This is a genomic window from Promicromonospora kroppenstedtii DSM 19349, assembly GCF_000515355.1.
Taxonomy (GTDB): domain Bacteria; phylum Actinomycetota; class Actinomycetes; order Actinomycetales; family Cellulomonadaceae; genus Promicromonospora; species Promicromonospora kroppenstedtii.
The window spans coordinates 182,309-197,715 of the sequence record NZ_KI911760.1; the positions used below are offsets into that span (position 1 = coordinate 182,309).

Annotated in this window: 8 protein-coding genes; 3 read left to right on the forward strand and 5 right to left on the reverse strand. The window is 65.7% G+C overall.

All coding sequences use genetic code 11. From position 1 onward, the window contains the following. Nucleotides 1–837: 837 nt before the first annotated feature. The 3 genes from PROKR_RS28155 to PROKR_RS28165 form a co-directional block, all read right to left on the reverse strand. Entirely contained in the window at nt 838–1,257 is a 420-nt protein-coding gene (locus PROKR_RS28155) for a hypothetical protein (protein ID WP_169736624.1), read from the reverse strand. Beyond that, a complete protein-coding gene (locus PROKR_RS28160) occupies nt 1,250–7,777 on the reverse strand; it encodes an RHS repeat-associated core domain-containing protein (protein ID WP_169736625.1) in 6,528 nt (2,175 codons plus the stop codon). Before PROKR_RS28160 ends, PROKR_RS28155 begins: the two co-directional genes overlap by 8 nt. A 245-nt stretch (nt 7,778–8,022) precedes the next feature. Then, nucleotides 8,023–11,079, reverse strand: coding sequence for a DNRLRE domain-containing protein (locus PROKR_RS28165; protein ID WP_036970485.1), 3,057 nt, complete (start codon nt 11,077–11,079; stop codon nt 8,023–8,025). Nucleotides 11,080–11,349: 270 nt separating this feature from the next. Here PROKR_RS28165 and PROKR_RS36505 point away from each other — a divergent pair, with 270 nt between their 5' ends. Together PROKR_RS36505 and PROKR_RS28170 are read left to right on the forward strand one after the other, a co-directional pair. Continuing rightward, nucleotides 11,350–11,520, forward strand: a complete 171-nt coding sequence (locus tag PROKR_RS36505; RefSeq protein WP_169736626.1) for a hypothetical protein — start codon at nt 11,350–11,352, stop codon at nt 11,518–11,520. Between the two features lie 83 nt (nt 11,521–11,603). Beyond that, the gene (locus PROKR_RS28170) at nt 11,604–12,497 is read left to right on the forward strand and encodes a sulfurtransferase (RefSeq protein WP_036970488.1); all 894 of its coding nucleotides are present in this window, start codon (nt 11,604–11,606) and stop codon (nt 12,495–12,497) included. Nucleotides 12,498–12,571: 74 nt separating this feature from the next. Here PROKR_RS28170 and PROKR_RS28175 read toward each other — a convergent pair whose 3' ends face one another. Next, entirely contained in the window at nt 12,572–12,883 is a 312-nt protein-coding gene (locus tag PROKR_RS28175) for a DUF3175 domain-containing protein (RefSeq protein WP_036970491.1), read from the reverse strand. Nucleotides 12,884–12,948: 65 nt separating this feature from the next. Here PROKR_RS28175 and PROKR_RS28180 point away from each other — a divergent pair, with 65 nt between their 5' ends. Next, nucleotides 12,949–13,404 (forward strand): SufE family protein, encoded by a 456-nt coding sequence (locus PROKR_RS28180; protein WP_036970494.1) that lies wholly within the window; start codon nt 12,949–12,951, stop codon nt 13,402–13,404. Nucleotides 13,405–13,542: 138 nt separating this feature from the next. On the opposite strand, the gene metG is transcribed toward PROKR_RS28180, so the two are convergent. Continuing rightward, nucleotides 13,543–15,261, reverse strand: a complete 1,719-nt coding sequence (metG, locus tag PROKR_RS28185; protein ID WP_036970497.1) for a methionine--tRNA ligase — start codon at nt 15,259–15,261, stop codon at nt 13,543–13,545. Nucleotides 15,262–15,407: the final 146 nt, after the last annotated feature.

The following is a 15,407-nucleotide window of genomic DNA, read 5'->3' on the forward strand; positions in this document are numbered from 1 at the left end:
GCGCGACGAGGGCACCGACGACCATGTCGCGTGGACGCGCCTCGCGAGGCTGGCCGAACCGGGCGGCCCGCAGGCCGCGCGGGCGCGGGCGCACCTGGGGGTGCTGGAGCGAAGGCTGGCGTGATTGGTCCGGCGCACGGTCGTCACGTCGCGGTGGTCACGTCGCGGTGGCCAGCTGCCAGGCGGATGCCCACGTGGACGGATGCGGCAGCCAAACCGTCAACGCGAGAGTAACGACGACGGATACGGCCAGGCCCCAGAGGTACGTACCGAGAAACGCACGAGGATTCTACTCGACGTCGAGCTCCCAGGGACTCTGCTCGGCGGGCGCTGAGTCTGCGAATGCCCTGCCCAGCGTCCGCTGGATGGTCAGGTGCGCTACGACCACTGCAGGCACAGGGCGTCAGCACAACGAGATAGGTGAGGAACTCGAAGACCACGGGGAAACCCAGGAGCCTCGCCGGGACGCCGAAGACCAGGCCACCGATCACTGCGAGCGCGCTCATCCCGAAGTGGGACAGCTGCAAGCTGCTGTCGCGGGCATCCTGTCGGGCTGCGACCACTGTCACCCATGGAAACGGCAGGTTGGGCTCCAGGAAGGAGTCTCGCCAGGACCTCACGATGAAGCGTGCGACGACTGTGATCGGCTAGAGGCCGAGCAGCACTTCCGCTCGGAAGACGTTCAGTGCTGCAGCCACGACCTAGGCACCCCTCCCGCCCGCGCAGACACCAGACCTTACGCACTCCGAGCCACCGGGACGACCAGAAAGCCCAGCCGCAACACTCGATCAAGAGTCACCGATTCGACAAGAACTCCAAGTGCGAGAACTGGCCGCCTCAATCGCGCTGGCCCTTGCGAATGATCGCCATTCGTTGTTCGTACAAATCCTTGGTCAGGAAGGGCTCGCCCGCAGTCCGCACGATTCTGCCGGAATCCGGATCGACCTGGTCAACACCCGGATGAGCCCGCATGATGGTCGTATAACCCGCATGGAACTCACGCGCCTCTTTCACCTTAGCGATTGTATGAACCACAACAGTCGCCGCCAGCAATAGCAGTATTAGCCCAACCATGAACCCAAACAATGGCCTCTCGTTAAAACTTGTGCCGAATACAAGAACTAGTATCACCGTCACCGCTATCGATGCCGCAATGAAGATCGCCAAGCGACCAGCAAGGAGAGATGTTGCAGCAGCCGAGCTCCCGCGCAACATCTTAACGGAGTCGCCCACCCTCGATTTTCCAGAATCAGCCATTTGATGCCTTCTCCAAAATTCCAACAACGTCCATTGTTTTGCTCCAGACATCACCGACGAAGTCGAACCCTTCAACAGTCACAGGATCAAGGCGACCTGCTGTACGGGCAGCGAAACCCATGGATCCCGCCGCGACACCCAGGGTTCCGATTACACAACCTGCCGACCTCAGGTCCCCGGCGCAGTCAATAGCAGTGGCAACACCACCTGCAAGAGCAGAAATACCGAGAAGGCCACCTGCCACAGCTGCCGTAACCGGATGCGCCGCGCACCACTTGGTCACAAAGCAGGTACCCGCCGTGCCCCATCCAATGATTACGCTAGCATCACCCAAGGTCTCACTAACCTTTTGACCGCTCCACCCATTATAACCCGATTCAGCACTGGCCCAACCGTTGACCTTTTGCCACATGCCTTTCTGATCCGCAGCTTCTGTCAAGCGCTCTCGATTAGCATTCTTCTCCTTGATCCGTGCCATCTCCGCTGCACGCGCTGCGGCCTGCGCCAGGGCAGCGGCCCCTGTCTGGTTGACGGATGTTCCGACTGACCCCCCGGCGTAACTGACCAAACCCACTGTCCCGCCACCACTCGTCGTGTATCCATCAGCATGCGAGCTGAAGAAACCGCACGCATACGCCGTGTAGCACTCCCGCACCTTCACAGGCGCGCTGCCGCCCTTCTTCTTGATGCAGGACATCGCTTTCGCGCATGGATCACCACCATTGGGCTGGGTTCGTGGGTCGTATCCCTCATGCCCGGCACCCATTGGCTTCAGACCCGTCGGATCGGACCACGTCGTCGGGTTCTGGTTCGCGTATCCATAAGCGTTCCACTGCTGCGGATCCGACAAATCCATGATCGGGTCCACCGACACGAACGCCCCGAGCATGGAGTCATACAACCTGGCACCCACTGCGGTCAGACCGCTGGAGTCCTCCGGCTTGTCCAGGAAGCCGTGGTCGCCGACCCATTCGGAGGTCGAGCTGCCGCCGCCAACGGCCACGCCAGCGCTCGAACCGCGCTCAGAACCGAACCCGTCCGTGTACCTCCGGACCACGCGGTCTACCGTGTTCGCGATCTGAATCGTCCCTGTTCCGTGAGGATCAGCGAAGATGCTCGTCACACCCGCTGCCATGGGTCCAGACCGTAGCGCGACGGACTGACCTGCGAACGAATAATAGCGCTGCGCCGATACAGCCCCCGTCTCACCGTCGAGAGTGATCTCCTGGCCCGGCAGGTACACCGTCACGTCGCCGTCCTGCTTGCGAACCAGACGGTCACCCTCAGCCGAGTACACGAACTCGTCCGACTCGGACGCTGAGACGGATCCGTCTCCGTTCTCGTCCTGCGCTACAGACGCCAGCTCACCCTCGGCATCCCACGACAGCGACTGGTCAGCCGCACCTGCGAGGTTGCGGCCGGTCATGTTGCCCGCAGCGTCGTAGGTGTACTCGCTCGTGCCCAGGTTGGCACCACTTCCGTCCACCGCGGCGACGCTCGTCACGGAGTGCGGCCGTGTGGAGGTCGGACCCGAAGTCGGCCGAACATAGGAGCTGGTCACCGCGCCCTCAACAGCCACAGCACTCGACGAGCCCTCGATCTCGCCCGACCCAGCGACTCCGCCAGCCGAGGACGGCAGGTGCTGCATTGTGCTCAGGCGGTTGCCGAGCACGTCGTACGTATACGACGTCCAGTACGGCTCCGCACCACCCAGTGCTTCAACACTCGGTGCCGCACCACAGTCCCCAGACTCAGGCGTCCACGCGTCGGCCAGCCGCCTGGCCCAGTCGTACTCGAAACACTGCTGGTCGGACGGCTGACCCGACTCAGCGGTCGGGACGTCCTTCACGCTCAGCACGTTACCTGCGTCGTCATATTCGTAGCTCGCGTGCTGCAGCTCGCGCAGGTCGCCCTGAGCGCTGATCTGCTGGGTAGTCGTGACGTTCTCCAGCCTTCGGGTGCCCGTCCCGTAGACCAGTGATCGCTGGTATGCGTAGGTGTTACCAGTAGAGAGGTAGCTGACTTCGCCGGTTGGCAGATAGTCGGCTCGCGTCACGTAGTCACCCACGCCCCCACCGCCGGTCAGACCGTCGGCCACGTTCGTGTCGGAGTAGAACGTCGTCAGCCCTTCCGAGGCGAGCCCGCCAGCGGCCGGCACGCGCTCGAACCACATCCGGCCGTCCTTCGTGTACGTGTACTCGCTCGTGTACTCGCCGGACAGGTCTCCTAGCTCCTCGGTGTCCGGGATTTTGATGGTCCGAGTCGTCGGCAGGTACTGGTCGGTGTATCCGTTGACCCGGGTCGTGTACTCCGCGCCGTCCTGAACTCTTGTCGACGTTGCCAGCTGTCCCTTCACCACGGTGCCGCTTGCGAGCAGGTCGTAGGTCCAACGGGCTCGAACGGCGCCAGTGGCATTGTCGTCACGCATCGACGTCTTTCGACCCAGGGCGTCGTAGGTATACGCGAGCTTTTCGTCACGTGCGTCCGTCGTGAGCGTCACGCGACCAGCGTCGTCGTACTCGGTCGCGGAGTCGCCCTTGTCCGGATCCGACGCACCAGTCTGTCGGCCTCGCAGGTCGTACGTGTACGACCACTCGTTTCGCGCCGGGTCTGTCACACCGACGAGACGATCGGCACCGTCATACCGGTAGCTCGTCACGTGGTGGGTGCCCGAAGGGCTGGCGCCCTCGTACTGCCAGAGCTGCGTCGTCCTACCCCGGACGTCGGTGAGCGTCGTGGTCGGCGTCCCACCGACAGGCGGGTTCACGTGCGTTCGGTCGCCCTCGTAGGTCGTGGTCGTCGTCCACTTGTCGAGGTAGCTAGTCCCGTCGTCGGGCTTCTCGCCGTCGCCGACCTGGAACGTCTCCCGGACCGACCGGGCCGCTCCGTCGAACAGCTTCTCGGTGCGCGAGTCGACAGCCTTGGTCGTGGTCAGCAGGCTCGACGAAGCGATGCCGGACGTCGCCCAACCGTCGCGACTGACCACTGCCAAGCCTCGTGAGTCGTAGAACGACTCGTTGACCACGCGGCCGACCACCTTGGCCGACTGAGAAGGCAACTGAGCCTGCCGCTGCCGCAACAACCCGTCGTAAATAGCGCTCGACACCACGTACTCGGTCGCGTCCCAGTTCAGCGTCTCGGTCACAACGGCGTTCATGCCCGTTTCACGTACGAAGTAGCTGTACTTCGTTGTCGGCGTATGGGTGCCTTCCACTCGGCCAGGTTCCCAGACCTGGGTCAGGCGTCCCAGGCCGTCATACGCACCACTCGTGACCTTGCCGTTGGGGTCAGTCACCTTGATCGGCACGCCCCAGCCCGTGGAGAACTTGGTGGCAGTCGCGTGCGCGGTCAGAGGACCTGTTCCATCCGGGTCAGGGCTGGTGGTAGTGGCGACCAGCGTCAGTCCACCCGTGTTCAGATAGCTCGTGGTCGTCTTGGCGCCCTCGGCGTCTGTCGTCGAGGTGACCTGTCCGAGGTTGTTGTACGTGGTCGCAGAAGTGTCAACATAGTTCGGTGATCCGCCCGAGTAGGAGCCGGCCTCCTGCGTCAAAGTCACCCGTCCAGTGGTGGGCGCCACGCCGACTGCCTGGCCGTCGTATCCCCAACGCTGATCGGACATGACGTCGGCCGGTCGAGAGGGCGTCTGGCCGCACCCGACATCGACGGTCTCGACCCGCTCCACGGTGCTCAGGACGTTCTTGGTCGTGTTCCGCGTGTAAGTAGTGCTGGTGCACCGCTCGTCACCGGCCACAGCAACGTCCCCGGTATCTGCCACCTTGGTCGGCATGCCATAAGAGTCGAACTCTGTGGTGGTGCGTGCGGTTCGAGAGCCGGAGCTCGTCGTCTGCACGGTCTCCGCGACCTCGACAGCCGTGTGATACGCCTTCTTCGAGCTGTCCGCCGGATCCGTGGCAGTGGCTGCGGACCGCCACGGCGCAGACCGCTCCCGAGTTACGACCTCCGAGCCGTTGTAGTCGATCTTCTCGCGAAGCATTCCCGCGTACTGGTCGACGTCGTTGATCCCATCGACCTGCTTGTCTCTGGTCGTAACCGTGCCGTCACTCCGCACATAGCGGTCACCGTGCATTCCGCGGAAGTACCGGTACCCGGTGTGCAGGCGCGGCGCGCTCGGAACACCGGCGATACCGGTGTATTCCTCCACGGCGGCGTAGCCACGAAGCTGGGACCAGGTCCGCTGCTTCGGCTTGACGAGCTCGTTGTCGTCGTAGTGCCATGCCGGGCCACCGTCGTAGTTGTAGGTGGTCACCATGGCTGCGGTTCCCGCGAGGCGCGCGTCCTGCTCAACTGATGTCACCCGGTAGTGATGGAAGTACTCACGCTGCGGTTCTGTGTATCCGGTCGGAGTCCAGTACACGGGTCGGCAACGCATCTCGTTGTCCTGCGGCGACGAGGGCAGCGATCCTGGTGCACACTGCGGGTCCGAATAGTTAACGGTCGTGATGCCGCCAGACTCGGACGTGATCTTGTCGATGCGCCACCGCGTCATCGCGGGGCCCCACTCGTCGATCCGCTCGACACGGTTGTCCAGCTGCACCCCGTGGAACTGGACCGCCGGGAGCGGGATGTCAGCGGCGTTCGTCACGCCTCCCCGGCCCGTGTGCGTGATCGACGCCAGCCAGGCCGTCGCGCTCGATCCGTCACCAGGATTGGGGAACGTCTGTCCGAGCTTCCAGTGGTCCGTGTCGTTGTACGTACTTCCATTGAGGACCTGGGTTGTGACCTCAGTCAGCATCCTGCGGTCGAAGAAGACCGGTGCGGTCACCTCTGGACATGACGTGGTCGAGGTGCAGATCAAGTCGAAGGGCACGTCCGGCCACCGAGCACTGTTGGCAGCAGTCAGCTTGTCAGCGGCGCAGTCGAACGTACTAGTTGGCGTGCAGCGCTCCTCGTAGTCGAACATGACCCTCGCCGGTGCCTGGGTCGTCGTATCGCCGTCCCGCGTCCCGTACTCGATCCGGTCCAACTGTGCGGTCCGGTTGTAGGAGACCGTCCCTGCGTTGTTGTCGTACCCGTACCTGTTGTTCGACCTCGAATAGAAGTACGTCATCGAGTTGCCCGAGGTGTCGACCACGTAGTCGAGCATCCAGCGCCATACCTGCAAGCACTGCGAATCCGCGAACTTGGGCTGGTAGCACTGCTCCTCAGGATGGTTCCCGTAAACCGGGGTCACCAACGCTGACTGAAGGCGGGTGTCGGACGCGGCACGACGGTCCCGACCGAACCAGTACTGGGTACCGTCGTCGGTCGTTGCGACCCAGTACTCCTTGTTGTTATCGGTGTTCCATCCATCCGTGCGGTGCTCGATCTTCGTGTTGTCATCAGATTCCGGCCGCCACGTGCTCGTATTGCCGTCGCGGACGAGCTCCACAGCCTTTCCGCCCAGCATCATGGTTGCGTTGTCGGTCCTCCAGCACAGGTCACCTGTGTCGTGGTTGGCGTTGTTCGCAGCCTCGCCGCCCACCGCGGACTGGTCTTCCGAGCAGGGCACGAACTTGCGCTCGATATACCCGGACAGATTCGCCTCCCACCCGTCTCCCACCTGGGACGACTGGTTGTTGGACGACGCCACTCGGCCGTCGAGTGACCCTGACGAGTAGGAGAGCGAGAGGTCGGGACCGAGCTGGCCGGGGACCGGGGGTGTCCGCATCGGGTACGACCACGAGAACGCTCCGGTCTGAGTCGACACGTCCCACGACGCCGACGACGCGAGAGAAGTGGCGCCCCAGTCACCTGCGCCACCGGAGCTGTCAGCGGTGACCGCCAGAACCAGTGGATCCGCCGGGGCGGAGATCATCGGCTCAGTTGCCTCTGCGCTGGTGCCTCCGCTGAAGTCAGCGGAGCCATTGGTCACACCACCGCGCGACTCGGGAAGCGTCACCGTCGCTGTGAGCGTCATGGACTCCAGATCCAGACGCGCGTCCCGGACCGGTACCGCAGGCCCGCACTCGCCACTTGAGTTCGCACGCAGTGCGCATGGCGGCACTTCTTTCAGCCCCAGACGATGCACGAGATCGCCGCCCGCTGCCGCCAGATGCGACACATCAACGGCCACCTCGACCTGCCCGCCAACGGCATCACTGACGCTGCTGGTCGCGTCGCCCTTGCTACCGGGTCCAACGCGTGTCTCCGGTGTAGCGGCAGGTTCGAGCGTGAACACGCCACCCACAGCTCCGAGCCTCTCTGCGGTAGCTCCGGCCAGGTGCACAACTTCAACCGGCCCGCGCGCCGCGCGGCCACCATTCGCCCCTTGCAGAGTCACCTCTGCACCGCCCGCTCGAACCGCCACTGCCTTGCTCTGGCTTCTTCCTTCGTTCACTGGAGGAAGGGTCGCGGTCGCCTTTCCTGCATCGGGCACCATGATCGTGTCCGCCGCGGCAGGAGTCATCGGATCCGCTGCCGGGGCTTCTTCGCCCTTGCTGTCGTGCGCTTCGACTAAGTCGGTATCTGGAGAGTCGTAACCGAGCGAGTCGAGATACTCGCGCCGCTCGTCGATGGTCATCGCCTGCAGGTCAGCAGCCGTGGGCCCTTCGTCGGCAACGGCGGGACCGACCGGCCAGACCATCACAAGAGCTAGCACTGCGGCAACGAGCACCGGGCCCCGGGTACGCGCCCTCCGCCCGCGCCGTCGAGACGATGACGCACCCGATGTCTCTCGCATCCACCCCGTGCCAACCATGCTCGCGCCTCTCCGCTTCGCCGCTCGTCGAATACCTGCCCGGACTGCTCGCCATCGCCGCCTGTGCATCATGGGACCTGCGTCTGCCGACAGGTTCGGTTCAGAGTGTCTTCATCCACGACGTGCCCGTCGTAGACACGAACCTCGTCGATCGCGCCGGTGAACGGCCAAGCCGCCTCGCCGTACTCCAGCCCAGACCCCAGCCGCAGCCCTCCGGCCGTGTTCCAGGGCTCCCATGCAACGGGCTCACCGTCCAGATCCACGCCCATTTGCATGGTTTCGCCAGCAGAAGGGCGGACTGCCGGCTCAGCGAACATCGGGCAAGCCCACGCCTCCACCGTCTCGTCGGCAGCATTGAAGATGCCGACCACGTGCGCCCACTGCCCCACCACCACCGGAACCTTGGTGTGTGAGATCACTTCTTCGTCTTCTGAGCTGGGGGACCGCGCATGCCAGAAGGCCCAGCACGGCAGGTCCTCTCCCGCCGGCTGTTCCGTGCAGTCCGCGTCCTTCGCCCAGCCGAGTCCGAACGAGGAACGGATGTCGCCGCTGACGGACTCCACTGCGCCCGGAACCTGCGAGACGGCTGCAGCCAACGTCGCGTCCGAACCTGCTGCAGGTACGGCGTCCGCACGCACGAACGCCGAGATCGTGTACGACCGGTCGCCTGAGACGACTGGCACTGCAGTCGTCGCTATATCGGACGGCTGGTCGAATACCAAGGCTCCGTCCGGTACCCGACCATCCGGATCGGCTCCAGGCACGGTCGACGGGGGCCACAGGCCATCGCTGGTCGATCCGGCCACCCACGCCACGCCGGGGCCAATAGTCAGCACTCCGGCACCTGCGCTCGGTTCTGAATTGCTCGCGGCCTGCAGGCCGCCGCCCGCCCAGCCTGCGTCGTTGAACTGCCAGTGCCCTGTCTTCTGGGGAAATCTGACGTAGAACTCGTAGATCACGGAGTCCGACACCAGGTTCGCATCGTCCCGAGATCGGACTGCCACGTAATTGAGACCGGCCCGCAGCACTGGCGTCGAAAAGGTCACCGACCCACCTGGCGACACATCCTTGGGCTGCTTGGAGTAGGTCTGATCGTTCACAGACCACTCGTACCTGACCACGTCCGCCGACCCGTTCGCAGCGAACGTCAACTCGATCGGGGTGGTTGTACCACCGGCGACCTGTCGCTCGGGATAGGTCGAGCTGGTCACCTTCGGCGGGTTCGGGTACTCGGTGTCCACGGTGAAGAAACACAAGGGCGAATCCGACCACGCCGTGGTCGCTACATGCCCGGTCACTGGGTCTTTCGACTTGACCTGTACCCGCCAGCGATAGGTCTTGCCCGACTTCAGACCCACTTCTCCAGGCACCGGACGCGACTTCCAGGTCTCGGCCGAGCCTGACGAGGACCATCCCGACCACCAGAAGGGCGAGAAAGTGTCCTGGTCCTCCAGTCGGAACCGCATCGAGACCGCGTTCGTCCCGTCAGGCTCCGTGGCACGCGCCTTCAAGGTGGGCGTCTTGTCACGAACCTGGACCCGGTTCTCGTAGTTCTCGCAACCAAGTTCAGCCTCGCCCGCGCCGACCTCGATCTTGGTCTGTGAAGCATTAGGGGCGAGCGGCGGCCGGTCGTACGAGATCGTCAGCGTCGCCTTCTCGCTCTGGTACCTCTTCCACCAGCTCATCGAGTCCTCGCGGGGTGCCTGCATACCCACCGAGAGGTTCGACTGCCCCGCTCCGGCCCGCGACCTGGCTCGGTCGGTGACGTCGAAGTAGACCATCTTGCGGTTGTCGCACTCGATCTTGTGGGACACCAGACGGGAGTCCTGAAGCCGGCCCCACCCCGGCTGGTTGTTCCACGAGACGCCGTTCTCGAAGTACTCGACCGCGTACACGTCGATCGACCGGGTGCTGCAGTCCCACGAGTGCGTTCCGTATACGCCGAAGGACGCCTCCAAGATCGACGAGCCGGGCAGCTCACCGAGCCATGGCCCGTTGCTGCCCTGCCGCAAGCCCCCGAACTGCCAGAACAACCGCTGGACGTTGCTGGCCGTACACTCGATCGTTGCTCCGGGATCACACAGGCCCACCGCCTGCGTGCCCGACGCCTTCCAGGTGACTGTGCTCGGCCAGTGCGACTGAGCCATGGCCCACTCGTTTGGTGTGGACTTGCCGATCTTCGGATCAAGGTGCAGCGGCCACTCGAGATCGGCGCTAGCGAGCATCTCGACGTCAGGGGTGACCACCACGGTGTCGCCCTCGACCTGCACACCCATCGCCGCGACACGGTCACCAGACGCCGGTGTCTCCAGCCGATCCCCCGTGGCGCCGTTCGCGCTCGCGGACTGCGCTTCCACCTCGGACGGCGCCTGCCGGCTCAACGCGAGAGAGTCGACACCCTCGTCGGTCCCGACTCCGTCCCAGACTTCCTCGCCGGTGCTGTCCCACATCAACGCGGGGCCGGACTCGTGGGTGACGTTGCCCTCGGAGTCTCGGACCTCAAAGCCCACCGTCGTCTCGTGAAGGCTCAATCCTTCGGACATCGACAGGGGAAACTCCAGAGCCAATGGAGACACGGCCTGATCCCCGCCCGGTAGCAGTTCATCGGTCAGACGAGCGAGTGCCGACTCGTCAGCCAGCCTGACCACGGGTGTCACGCTCGTGCCATCCGTGTTGATGGACACCACCAGACTCACTCCGCCGCCGAAGTCGTACGACACACGACCTGGGGTCGCGATGTCGCTCGTGGCCACGCCGGCGTTCTCCAGCGCCAGCGACGAGGAGAACATGCTTACCCTCTCGTCGGGCGCGCCGATCACCGCGAGGGCCAGCCCTTCGCCAGCAGCTCCACCTGGGTTCAACCACATCGGCTCCACGCCACCCGTCACCGGGAGCATTCCGGCGAGCTCACCGCTCGTTACCCGAGCCGATCCGACCTGGACGTCGACAGGGGCCCATACGCCATCACCATCGGAGTCCTGACGCTCCGCTGTCGTGGAGTACTCCACGGAAAGGTCACCGGTATCCGACAGCACGGTCGGCGTCGTCCACTCGGACAGGCTGCCCGCCACAACGGTGTCCGTGCTGCAGGCCACCGCGTTACGCCGCGCATCGAGCTCGGTCACAGCCTCGTCGAGGCAATCCGTGCCGGCAGCAGGACTGACGGCGCCTGCCGCCCCGGCCGAGTCAGGAAGTGCCATCGCTGTTGCCGGGACCGCTGCCGCGAGCCCGGTCGCAACCATGACGGGAACGAGGCAATCTCGCCGTAGAACGCCAGACGCCAAACTTCCGATCGACGAGCATGCAGCGACTCCCCCAACGTGCGACCAAGTACGAGATATGACATTCGCCGCAACGCGGACATCACCGGTCAAGGAGGTTCGCAAAATGCGATTGTGCTGGTCAAGGCATATAACTCGACCAGCAAGCGCTATTTCACCCGCAAATTCACCCATGGGAAGGGTGCGTTTGCGACCAATAGGGTGAAAAATCTGGCGCAAATGCCTGGAATTCCGGGACGCGCTACGCCAGACGAAAGTTTCGACCGCGTCGATCGGGCGTTATGAAATCGTGATCAAGAGCGCCGGGATCATCCAGCCCCCGCCGTGTGTTCCTAGACTCGACAGCGCACGCCCATCGAGGAGGAACCATGCCCGCTCCCATCGACCCGTCGGACAAGATCGCGCAGTACGCCCACCCCGAACGGCTCGTGAGCACGGCGTGGCTGGCCGAGCACCTCAAGGACCCGGGCATCGTCGTCGTCGAGTCGGACGAGGACGTGCTGCTCTACGAGACCGGGCACATCCCCGGCGCGGTGAAGGTGGACTGGCACACCGAGCTGCAGCACCCGGAGATCCGCGACTACCTGGACGGCGCCGCGTTCGCCGCCCTGATGAGCAGCAAGGGGATCACGCGCGACACCACCGTGGTGCTGTACGGCGACAAGAACAACTGGTGGGCCGCGTACACCGCGTGGGTGTTCACGCTGTTCGGGCACCAGGACGTGCGGCTGCTCGACGGCGGCCGCGGCCTGTGGAGCGCCGAGGGCCGCGAGCTCACCACCGACGTCCCGGCCCCCGCGCCCGTGGAGTACCCCACCGTGGAGCGTGACGACACGACGGTCCGCGCCTTCCGCGAGGAGGTGCTGGCGCACCTGGGCAACGGCCCGCTCGTCGACATCCGCTCCCCGCAGGAGTACACGGGCGAGCGCATCGCCATCCCGGACTACCCGGAGGAGGGCGTGCTCCGCGGCGGCCACATCCCGACGGCGCGCAACGTCCCGTGGGCGACGGCCGTGGCCGAGGACGGGACCTACAAGACTCGCGCGGAGCTCGACGCGATCTACACGGCCGGCCTGGGCCTCGACCCGGCCGACGCCGTGATCACCTACTGCCGCATCGGTGAGCGCTCCAGCCACACCTGGTTCGCGCTCACGTACCTGCTCGGGTACACCGACGTGCGCAACTACGACGGCTCCTGGACCGAGTGGGGCAACGCGGTGCGTGTCCCGGTTGCCACGGGCGCGGAGCCGGGCACGGTCTGAGCCGCTGAACGTGTCAGACGTACAGGTCACCCTGGTGATGCGTGCGTCTGACACGTGCGGGAGGGGCGGACAGGTCAGTCTCGGCCGAACGCCTTGCGCAGCTCGTCCTTCGCGCGCTCCAGCACGTCACGCTGGTCGGCGTCGAGGTCTTTGCCCGCGCGGTTGACGTAGAAGGTCAGCATCGACATCGCCGACCGGTACGGGGAGCTCTTGCGCCGGTCGCTCGCCTCGGCCGACCTCTTGAGGGACCGGGCGATCCGCGCCGGGTCGTCCCAGGTGAACACGCCCTCCTCCAGGTCAAGGGCGTCGCTGCCCTCGGTGACGCCCTGCGACCAGCGGTCCGGGGTGCCGTCGGCTCCCTTGTCGGAACCCTTGTTATCGGCCATACGGCCACGCTACGACGCCGTCCGGCCACTCGCCCGGGTCGCCGCGGCGGTGAAAGGATGAACGGATGAGCACCAACGACGTCGAACTGCCCGAGGCTCTCGCCGAGCTGCGGGACGCCTTCCTGGAGACGCCCGAACGGGACCGGCTCCAGCTCCTGCTGGAGGTCTCGCGCGAGCTGCCACCGCTGCCCGAGCGGTACGCGGACGCGCCCGAGCGGCTGGAGCGGGTGCAGGAGTGCCAGTCCCCCGTCTACGCGTTCGCTGAGGTGGACGACGCCGGGGTGGTCACCTTCCACGCCAGCGCACCGGAGGAGGCGCCGACGACGCGCGGGTTCGCGTCGATCCTGGCGCAGGGGCTGACCGGCCTGACGGCGCAGCAGGTGCTGGACGTGCCCGAGGACTACCCGCTGCAGCTCGGGCTGACCAAGGTCGTCAGCCTGCTGCGGCTGAACGGCATGGCGGGCATGCTGACCCGCGCCAAGCGCCAGGTCCGCGAGCAGCTCGCGGCCGCACAGGTCTGACAGGCGCCGCCGCACGAGCGCCTCTGCAGGTCGGCAGTTCGCACACGTGGCCGCAGCGGCGTCGGCAGTTGGCATCGAGATCGGCTCAGGCCTGTGCCGATCTCGATGCCAACTGCCGACGCAACGGGCAAGCAGCCCTCAGGCCTCGCCGCCGCCGAAGCGCTCGCGGTAGGCGTCCAGGTCGTCGTCGCTGATCTTGGCGAACAGCACCGGCGGCACCGTGAACGCGGTCCCGGCCGGCACGGCGTCGAGCGACGTCGCGGCCTCCGGGCTCACCCAGGCCGCGGTGTCGTCGGCCAGCGCGAACACGCGGCGCAGCGTGGCCGCCGTCTGCGGGATGAACGGCTCGGAGACCACCGAGTAGAGGTGGATCAGGTTCATCGCGGTGCGCAGCGAGACCGCCGCCGCCTCCGGGTCGACCTTGACCTGCTTCCAGGGCTCCTTCTCGACGAGGTACGCGTTGCCCGCCGACCACAGCGCGCGCAGGGCGTTCGCGGCCTTGCGGTACTGGAGGGCCTCCAGGTGCTCCTCGTACTCGGCCAGGAGCCGGGACACCTCGGCACCGAGCTTCTCCTCGGCGGCGCCCGGTGTGCCGCCCTCGGGGACGGTCTCGCCGAACCGCTTGGCCGAGAACGTCAGCACCCGGTTGACGAAGTTTCCGAGGGTGTCGGCCAGGTCCTTGTTGACCGTGCCGGCGAAGTGCTCCCAGGTGAACGAGGAGTCGTCCGACTCCGGGGCGTTCGCGATCAGGTACCAGCGCCAGTAGTCGGCCGGCAGGATCTCCAGCGCGGCGTCGGTGAAGACGCCCCGCTTCTGCGACGTCGAGAACTTGCCACCGTAGTAGGTGAGCCAGCTGAAGCCCTTGACGTAGTCGACCATGGTCCACGGCTCGCGCACGCCGAGCTGCGTGGCGGGGAACATCACCGTGTGGAACGGGACGTTGTCCTTGGCCATGAACTGCGTGTAGCGCACGTCGTCGGCCTCGTACCACCAGGACTTCCAGTCCCGGGTCTCGCCCGGCGCGGCGGCGTCCGCCCACTCCTGGGTGGCGCCGATGTACTCGATCGGGGCGTCGAACCAGACGTAGAAGACCTTGCCGTCGGCCGCGAGCTCGGGCCAGGTGTCGGCCGGGACGGGCACGCCCCACTCCAGATCGCGCGTGATGGCGCGGTCCTGCAGGCCCTCGGTGAGCCACTTGCGGGCGATCGAGGTGGACAACAGCGGCCAGTCCTTGCTGTTGCCGTCGATCCACGACTCGACCTCGGCCTGGAGCTTCGACTGGAGCAGGAAGAGGTGCTTGGTCTCGCGCACCTCGAGGTCGGTCGAACCGCTGATCGCCGAGCGCGGGTTGATCAGGTCGGTCGGGTCGAGCACGCGGGTGCAGTTCTCGCACTGGTCGCCGCGCGCGCGGTCGTAGCCGCAGTGCGGGCAGGTGCCCTCGACGTAGCGGTCGGGCAGGAACCGGCCGTCGACCGGCGAGTACACCTGCCGGATCGCCCGCTCCTCGATGAAGCCGTGCTCGTTGAGCTGCCGCGCGAAGTGCTGCGTGGTCTCGGCGTTCTGCGGCGAGGAGCTGCGCCCGAAGTGGTCGAACGACAGCCCGAAGCCCTCGTAGATCTTCTTCTGGGTCTCGTGCGCCCCGGCGCAGAACTCCGCGACGGGCAGGCCCGCCTCGGCCGCTGCCAGCTCGGCCGGCGTGCCGTGCTCGTCGGTGGCGCAGATGTACAGCACGTCGTGGCCGCGCTGGCGCATGTACCTCGCGTAGACGTCCGCCGGGAGCATCGACCCGACCATGTTCCCCAGGTGCTTGATGCCGTTGATGTACGGAAGCGCACTGGTGACAAGGTGGCGAGCCATCGCTGGATGCTCCGATTCGTAGTTCTGGATCCATGGGTCCGGGCGGGGTGCCCGGCGGGCTCGCGGAGCGAGCCACGGCCAAGCCTAGATCCACCGGGTGCCGGGGGCGGCATCGCGGTCACGGTGTGAGCGGCCGGACGCCGACG

What these genes read in the sequence shown, in the direction of transcription:
- metG (WP_036970497.1), bottom strand. Translation starts at nt 15,261, where the DNA reads ATGGCTCGCCACCTTGTCACCAGTGCGCTTCCGTACATCAACGGCATC.
- PROKR_RS28175 (WP_036970491.1), bottom strand. Translation starts at nt 12,883, where the DNA reads ATGGCCGATAACAAGGGTTCCGACAAGGGAGCCGACGGCACCCCGGAC.
- PROKR_RS28160 (WP_169736625.1), bottom strand. Translation starts at nt 7,777, where the DNA reads ATGACCATCGACGAGCGGCGCGAGTATCTCGACTCGCTCGGTTACGAC.
- PROKR_RS28155 (WP_169736624.1), bottom strand. Translation starts at nt 1,257, where the DNA reads ATGGCTGATTCTGGAAAATCGAGGGTGGGCGACTCCGTTAAGATGTTG.
- PROKR_RS28170 (WP_036970488.1), top strand. Translation starts at nt 11,604, where the DNA reads ATGCCCGCTCCCATCGACCCGTCGGACAAGATCGCGCAGTACGCCCAC.
- PROKR_RS28180 (WP_036970494.1), top strand. Translation starts at nt 12,949, where the DNA reads ATGAGCACCAACGACGTCGAACTGCCCGAGGCTCTCGCCGAGCTGCGG.